Below are 7,261 nucleotides of genomic sequence, written 5' to 3' on the forward strand. Positions count from 1 at the left end.
GTGGCCCGCTCATCGGGGGCACCTACACACGGTGGTATGCGATGCACCGTTTTCGGCACCGGCTATCTGGGCGCCACCCACGCCGTCGGGATGGCGGAGCTGGGACATCAGGTCGTGGGGGTCGACATCGACCCGGGCAAGGTCGCCAAGCTGGCTGGTGGTGACATTCCGTTCTACGAGCCTGGTTTACGAAAGCTGTTGCGCGACAATCTGGCTGCCGGCCGGCTGCAATTCACCACCGACTATGACATGGCCGCCGAGTTCGCCGACGTGCATTTTCTCGGCGTCGGAACACCGCAGAAGCGGGGTGAATACGGCGCGGACCTGCGCCATGTCCATGCCGTGATCGACACGCTGGTACCGCGTCTGAGCAGGGCGTCGGTCCTGATCGGCAAGTCGACGGTCCCGGTTGGGACTGCCGCCGAGCTGGGCCGTCGGGCCGCCGCGTTGGCGCCGCCGGATGTGGCCGTTGAAATCGCGTGGAACCCGGAATTCCTCCGCGAGGGCTTCGCAGTTCACGACACCTTGCACCCGGATCGCATTGTGCTTGGCGTACAGGATGGGTCGGCGCGCGCCGAGGCAGCGGTCCGGGAGCTGTACGGTCCGCTGCTACGGGCCGGCGTCCCGTTTCTGGTAACCGACTTGCAGACCTCCGAGCTGGTCAAGGTATCTGCGAATGCTTTTCTGGCGACCAAGATCTCGTTCATCAACGCGATTTCGGAAGTATGCGAAGCCGCCGGCGCCGACGTCACCCTGCTGGCCGACGCGCTCGGTTACGACCCTCGCATCGGACGTCAATGCCTCAGTGCCGGTTTAGGTTTCGGCGGCGGATGCTTGCCCAAGGACATCCGCGCTTTCATGGCTCGCGCCGGCGAACTCGGCGCCAACCAGGCGCTGACGTTTCTGCGTGAAGTGGACAGCATCAACATGCGCCGGCGTACTCGCATGGTCGAGCTGGCGACCACGGCATGCGGAGGTTCGCTGCTGGGCGCCAACATCGCAGTGCTCGGCGCGGCGTTCAAGCCCGAATCCGATGACGTGCGCGACTCGCCGGCGCTCAATGTCGCGGGCCAGCTGCAGCTCAACGGTGCCGCGGTCAACGTGTATGACCCGAAGGCTCTCGACAACGCACACCGTCTGTTTCCGACCCTGAATTACGCGGTTTCGGTGGCGGAGGCGTGCGAGCGCGCGGACGCGGTGCTGGTGCTCACGGAATGGCGCGAGTTCGTCGACCTCGAACCCGACGATCTGGCAGAGCGGGTGCGGGCTCGGGTCATTGTCGATGGCCGCAACTGCCTCGACGCGCCCCGCTGGGAGCGCGCGGGCTGGCGGGTGTTCCGCCTTGGCGCGCGGCAGCCGACGAGTGACCATCCACCCAGCCCGGGACAGCCGATGTCCGGCATGTAGGTGGTCGGCACCGGCGGCCTCATCCCCGGGATGTGTCTGCTCGATTGGCAGTTCGCCGTGTACCCACACGGAACGCCGGCCAGCCCTGCCCCGGCGAACAGCCGATGTCCGTCCACTATTGGCGGACGTCAGGCTGCTAGGCGGTGGCACGCTGTAGCTCGCGGATGCCGGCGGCGACCTGGGGGCGCGGCCAGCCGGCTGACGAATCTGGGTGGATGCTCGTGGACCGCCGGACGCTGTCTACTAGGGTCGACACCGTGTGGGCAACCGGTAATGCGACCCTGCTGCCCGTCAGTGCGCGCGCACCGTCGATGGACCGTTGCAAACAATGATCGACGACCACGGCCGCTACCCACTGGTAGCGCCAAAGGATTTCGATGCACCCTCGGTGTTTCGCCCCGAAAATCTGCTGCGCGAGGCGCGTCGTCAAAAATCGTTGCCGGACAAGGATGTTCCCGCGGTGTGCGTTCTGGATCCCGATGGTGACATGGTGCGTCACCTGGAGCGCGCCGGCACCGGATACCGGCATGCGGGCTGGGCCTGCTACCACACCGAGATGTGGGTCACTAAGGTCGACGGGCTAGAAATCGGAGTCGTCGGAATGGCTGTCGGCGCGCCGTTTGCGGTGTTAGTCGCCGAGCAGCTGGCCGTATCCGGCGCATCATTGGTAGTGAGCATCACGTCCGCGGGACGTATTAGCGGCGCCGAGACACCACCGTATTTCGTGCTCATCGAACGGGCGCTGCGCGACGAAGGAACCAGCGCGCACTACGTCGCACCTGCTGAATGGAGTTACCTCTGCGATGAACTCCACGAAGAACTGCGTAATGCCTTCGACCGCAACGGCATCCACGTAGTCACGGGAAGTTCCTGGACGACCGATGCTCCGTACCGGGAAACCGCGTTGGCAATCAAAGAAGCCGAGCGGCGCGGAATCGCATGCGTCGAGATGGAGGCCGCAGCTCTCTACGCCTACGCCGCTGCGGCGCACCAGAAGGTCGTCTGCCTGGCGCATATCACCAACACCATGGCCGTGGACGGCGATGACTTCGAAAAAGGGACCGACAACGGGGTCAACGTTTCGCTCGCGGTTGCCTCTGCCGTCGCTACTGCGATCCTTGGCTCCTAGCTGGCCGAACGTTCGTTCAGCCCGATGCCGTGGGCGCGCTCGGTCGGCGGCACGACGCCAGCTGGGGAATCCGCCGGTCATGTCGCCCCGGAGGTGGTTGACGCCGTTGAGAAAGTGGGTAATTCGCCGCCGGCCTTGACGAATGATGCTGGTCCTTCATTTGCGATGTTGAGCCGATGGTGCCGATGGCGCCGGTGTAGACGGCCGCGAGCGTCGTACCTCGAGATGCGGTGATGTTCGGCCAAGTTGGTCGTCACCTTCGCCCGATGTTCGAGCCCACCAAGGGGTTTGAACCGCAGAGCCGCTCCAAGGACTCGCCAAGCATCCGTGCAGCACTGGCCACCAATATTTCCTCATCAGCCAAGCGGCCGCACGACGGCCACCCAGTGAGATAGGTGCCGAACATGACTAACGCCCGCCAGGCGACGGGGTCTCCACACATCGGGTCCGTGCGCTCTGTGACGATCAACGGTTGTGCCGTCGTGGCGTTGTTGACGAGCATCCTAGGGTTCCTGTACGTGAGCGTTCCGCTCGGGATCGTCGCGCTATGCCAGGTCACCGCCCGCCGGCAGCACGGCCGGGAACTTGCCATCGCCGCACTGGTCATCTCCGCATGGTGGCTTTCTTCCATGTGGGCGATTGCCGTCGCGATTGTCCTTGTTTGGCTCACTCGCCCCGGGGCCCGTTGACACGCGGCGCTGAGTGCCAATGTCCACCTGCGCGTCACCCTCGATAACGGGCGTGTCGCCGCAATGTCGGCTTCGCGGTTCATTGCGTCGACGGGTGCGTGACTTAGTGAATTATTCTGCGCGACAACCGAACACAACGTCTTGGAGCGTTATTGGCGACTGGATTGCCCCGGATCGGGCGGTGCTTATCAATGGTGACCGCAGTCGACATTGCTGAAGCCGAAGACCACATCAGCGAACTGCGGCGGGCCGGCCCGCAGATCCGGCGCAATCTTGGCTGCGCTTCCGCACATCCCTACGGACCAGCAGGCGTGCGGCAGTTACGACTGGCGTCCAGGCAGCTGGAAAATCGCGGATTGCATTCTGACGGCCAGGATGCAGACGTCGTCGTTGTGTGGTCGCGGAGCCAGGGTTGTTGCCAGGTGTAGGCAGGCATCGTGCAGGGAGGTGTCGGGTTGCCATGTGCTGATGTCGCGTTGGGCTTGGGTGATCGCGGTATCGAGATCGTGGCCGGGTTGGTCGATGAGGCCGTCCGTATAGAGAACCACGATGTCGCCGGGATCGATGGCCACCTGGTCTTGGCGGTAAGCGGCGTCCCGCACTGGACCCAGCACGGGCCCATGGCCGCCGCTGAGCCGGATGACTTCGCTGTCGCGGCTTTTGCACAGCAGCGCCGGCGGATGCCCCGCCGAGCCGTAGTGCAGCACCCCGGCCATGGGGTCGTAGATCGCGATGGTCATGGTGGCGAACTTTCCCTGGCTCGCATGGCCGGTCAAGATGTTGAGCTCGGCGAGCATCTGAGCCGGTGCCAGTCTTTGCATGGCCAGAGCACGCCCGGCGGCCCGCAGCTGGGCCATGTCTTCCACGGCAGGCAAGCCATGGCCCACGACGTCCCCGACCGCGAGGTAGGTTCGGTTCTTGGGCAGCGGCATGGCATCCCACCAATCCCCGCCAAGACCGTGGGTAGCGTCGGCAGGTTGGTAGCACACGGCGATATCGAGGCCGTTGATGGTGGGAGGGTGTGTGGGCAGCACCGCCTGCTGTAGCACCAACGCTCGGGTGTGCTCGTCGGCGTAGGCGCGGGAGCGTATCAGCGCTTGGGTCACCATCGTGGCCACGGCGGAGGCATATGCACGCAGGGCCGCATCCAGTGGCTGTGGCCGGGTCCACATCAGCGTTAGCACCCCGATCGGGCGGTCACCTTCGACCAGCGGCCACACGCCGATAGAGGCGGCGCCGGCGGCACCCATCCAGTGCGCGGTCTGCGGGTAGCGCCGCTGGTATTGGGCGGCGGAACTGATCAGCACCGCGGTGCCGCTGCGAGCCGCGTCGGTGGCCGCGCTGGGTTCGGACAGCTTGAGGCCACCGCTGAAGGTGGCCATGACCGCCGGCGGATAGCCGGCCATGTGCACCCAGCGCAGCATGCTGTCGCCGGGATCGATCAGGCCGAGCGTCACTCCGTGAGCGCCGGCATCATGGCGCATCTGAGCGGCGACGGCCGTGCCGATCTCCTCGGGCGTCAGTGCTACCGCCAGCGACTCGCCTAGCCGCGCTAGCGTTTGCAGCCGGGTCCGTTCTCGTTGTTCGGCTTGGCGCTGTTCCACCGCAGCCACGCGTCCGGCGGCTTCTTGGCCGATGAGCAGCGAGACCACCATGATGACCGCGATAAACACTTGGGTGATAGTCAGCTTGGCCGGTGCCGGCAGCGCCACCAGGGCAAAGGCTCCCCGGCCCGCCGCGGTCATGTAGTTGGCTGCGAACGCGAGCACCGCGCTGGCCAGCGCTGCGCCGATCACTTCAAGCCGGAAGGCGGCCCACGCCAGCACCGGCAGCAATAGCAGCGCCGGCGGGAAACTCACCCAAAACGCGGCCACTGACAACACCGCCGCTAGGGCCAACACGAGCGCCGTTTCCGCCCATCGGGCACGGATCAGGTGCCGCTGCTGCGGCCACAACACGACGGCGGCGCCCACCACCAAAGCACCGAGCCCATCGCCGGCCAGCCAGCGCAGGACGCCGGCAGGCCACCAGATGCCGGCGAAGAGGGCACCCACACCGGCCCCCAGCAGCCCAGCCACCAGCGGGCCCAGCACGCAGGCCCCTGCGACAAAGCGAGCCAAATCCGTACGCTTCCGCAGATCAGGCCGGCCCCCGCACCACGCTCGCACCGCTGATGCGCCCACTAACGGCTCTAACGTATTGGCCGCCGCGAGCCCGACGGCAGCCACCAGGCCCATCCCATGATGCGTATCGATTGCCAGTTGTGCGGCCATAACTGCGGCTGCGATTACGGGCCAGCGCGCCACATTGGTCAGCAGCATCGCGGCCACCGATACCCCCGCCGGCGGGAAGAAGGCGAACCCCACCGCAGGCATGAACAATCGCCATGTCGAGCCCGCGCTCGCGAAAAAAGCCGTGGCGGCAGCACCGGAGGAGTGCCATGCCAACTCCGCGCCCAGCCCATACGTCGCGGCGACCAGAATGAACAGAGTTAACAGCCGAAACCAGCCGAAGCCGATCAGGTCACCACGACGGGGCTGCTCCTTAGCCGTCGTCCGGGGTTTCGTCACCGCGTTAGGTTCCTCGCGCTATCCACCGGTACGCGGCTGGATTGGCGCCGCAATTCATTGCGACATAACGCCTAACCGACTCAAATCTGGATTGAATCATCGCGCGCACCTCTTCCGGCGCTACGGGCAATGAAAGCTGTTGGCTGCCAGATCCTGCGTGGCTAACCAGCAGCGTTGATGATTACCAAGGTCGATACTGCATTGTCGAACGGCCGAATCTGAGCAGCCTAACATTGCTAGTGAGCGCCGCACCAGCAGTCGCAGTGGTCGATCCCCGGATCAACTCGACATAGCTACCACGGCGAGCTAATCGTCAATGAGTATGCGGCTCATCATTTTTGACCACATCGCCGCCGGCTCATAATGCAGCGGGTCGCCTCGCGGCTTAATCAAGCGATACGTAAGTGTTGCACCGAGCAACATTTAATCCATGACAGTACCGCTGTTAATCTAACCGAGACCGCGGGTGTTGGCGCACAGTGCGCACAGCGCTTCATCAACACCGTCGTACAGGGGCAGGACCACTTCCAGGCCGGTCAGCTTGATCGGCCTGCTGGTCACCAGAGTGTTGGCTACGATCGCCAAGCCGACCGAGCCAGTGAGCATTTCGTTGGTCTGCACCAACAGCTGCAGCCCCGCCGAGCCGAAGAATGCCACGTCGGACAAGTCGATGACCAATGCCGATGGGTGATTGGCGAGCACGTCGGCAATCAATGCAGTCAGGAGCGGAGCGCTAACAGTATCGACTTCACCGGCGACACGCAGCACCGCCACCCCATCGTCGTACTCGACTGAGGTGGAGATCAATTCTTCAGCCGACAACGCTCACCAACATTTCACCGGACATCGCCGGGTTGGCCGCCCTGCTGGCGTGGCTGGCAATCGGCATTGAAGTCCGGGCCGCAGCATCGTCTCGCAACTCCTGCCAAAGCCACCCAAGGCGTAGGCATGGTGACATGTGACTGCCCACTGACGTGATCCGATAGTTCGCTCAACGTTGAAAGCATAGGCCCGACGCAGGCGCCCGCATTAGCCGAAATACGAAATGACCGCGCTGCGGGCGTGGGATTCGCAGTGAAAAAATGTGGTGACTTCCGCGTGAGGGTTCCGGGGATAAGATGGATCGACCTGGCACCCGGGCGAAGCAACCCAGTATTGGTGCACGACGGGCGTACCGCTTCGATCCTGCAACGCACGCCGGGCGAAGGTGATAAGACGAGCCGAACGAGTACACGAGGGCAATGCCATTGACTTCGGCATCAGGTAGGGATCTGCGAAGGCTTCCGGATCAGGCGGTCGTGATTTTTCCGCGGCCCGCCACGTCGTGGTGCACACTAAACCTCGATCCACGGATGGACGTTGTGGCGTGAATTGTTGATTTTTGATCTTGATTTGTGGCGTGGTAGGGATGCGACGACCGCTGGTCTGCCCAGCTTTTCCTGTTGGCTTCCGGTCGTCGGGTCGGG

6 protein-coding genes are annotated in these 7,261 nt (G+C 64.2%); 3 read left to right on the forward strand and 3 right to left on the reverse strand.

The features are described 5' to 3' along the window. The first annotated feature begins 36 nt into the window (after positions 1-36). The 3 genes from EET13_RS02560 (at position 37) to EET13_RS02570 (ending at position 3,225) form a co-directional block, all read left to right on the forward strand. Positions 37-1,407 (forward strand): UDP-glucose dehydrogenase family protein, encoded by a 1,371-nt coding sequence (locus EET13_RS02560; protein WP_122440820.1) that lies wholly within the window; start codon positions 37-39, stop codon positions 1,405-1,407. A 328-nt stretch (positions 1,408-1,735) separates the two neighbouring features. Further along, positions 1,736-2,536, forward strand: a complete 801-nt coding sequence (locus tag EET13_RS02565) for a nucleoside phosphorylase (protein ID WP_122440821.1) — start codon at positions 1,736-1,738, stop codon at positions 2,534-2,536. A gap of 458 nt (positions 2,537-2,994) precedes the next feature. Then, a complete protein-coding gene (locus EET13_RS02570) occupies positions 2,995-3,225 on the forward strand; it encodes a hypothetical protein (protein WP_136623087.1) in 231 nt (76 codons plus the stop codon). Positions 3,226-3,545: 320 nt separating this feature from the next. On the opposite strand, the gene EET13_RS02575 is transcribed toward EET13_RS02570, so the two are convergent. The 3 genes from EET13_RS02575 to EET13_RS30820 form a co-directional block, all read right to left on the reverse strand. Continuing rightward, positions 3,546-5,795, reverse strand: a complete 2,250-nt coding sequence (locus tag EET13_RS02575; protein ID WP_122440823.1) for a SpoIIE family protein phosphatase — start codon at positions 5,793-5,795, stop codon at positions 3,546-3,548. A 450-nt stretch (positions 5,796-6,245) separates the two neighbouring features. Then, complete coding sequence (locus EET13_RS02580) at positions 6,246-6,617, reverse strand: STAS domain-containing protein (protein ID WP_122440824.1); 372 nt, start codon at positions 6,615-6,617, stop codon at positions 6,246-6,248. Positions 6,618-6,824: 207 nt separating this feature from the next. Next, positions 6,825-7,261: hypothetical protein (locus EET13_RS30820; protein ID WP_211189014.1), on the reverse strand; the 437-nt coding region annotated here is incomplete at its 5' end.

The sequence above is a fragment of the Mycobacterium attenuatum genome (genome assembly GCF_900566085.1).
Lineage (GTDB): Bacteria > Actinomycetota > Actinomycetes > Mycobacteriales > Mycobacteriaceae > Mycobacterium > Mycobacterium attenuatum.

What these genes read in the sequence shown, in the direction of transcription:
- EET13_RS02560 (WP_122440820.1), top strand. Translation starts at nt 37, where the DNA reads ATGCGATGCACCGTTTTCGGCACCGGCTATCTGGGCGCCACCCACGCC.
- EET13_RS02565 (WP_122440821.1), top strand. Translation starts at nt 1,736, where the DNA reads ATGATCGACGACCACGGCCGCTACCCACTGGTAGCGCCAAAGGATTTC.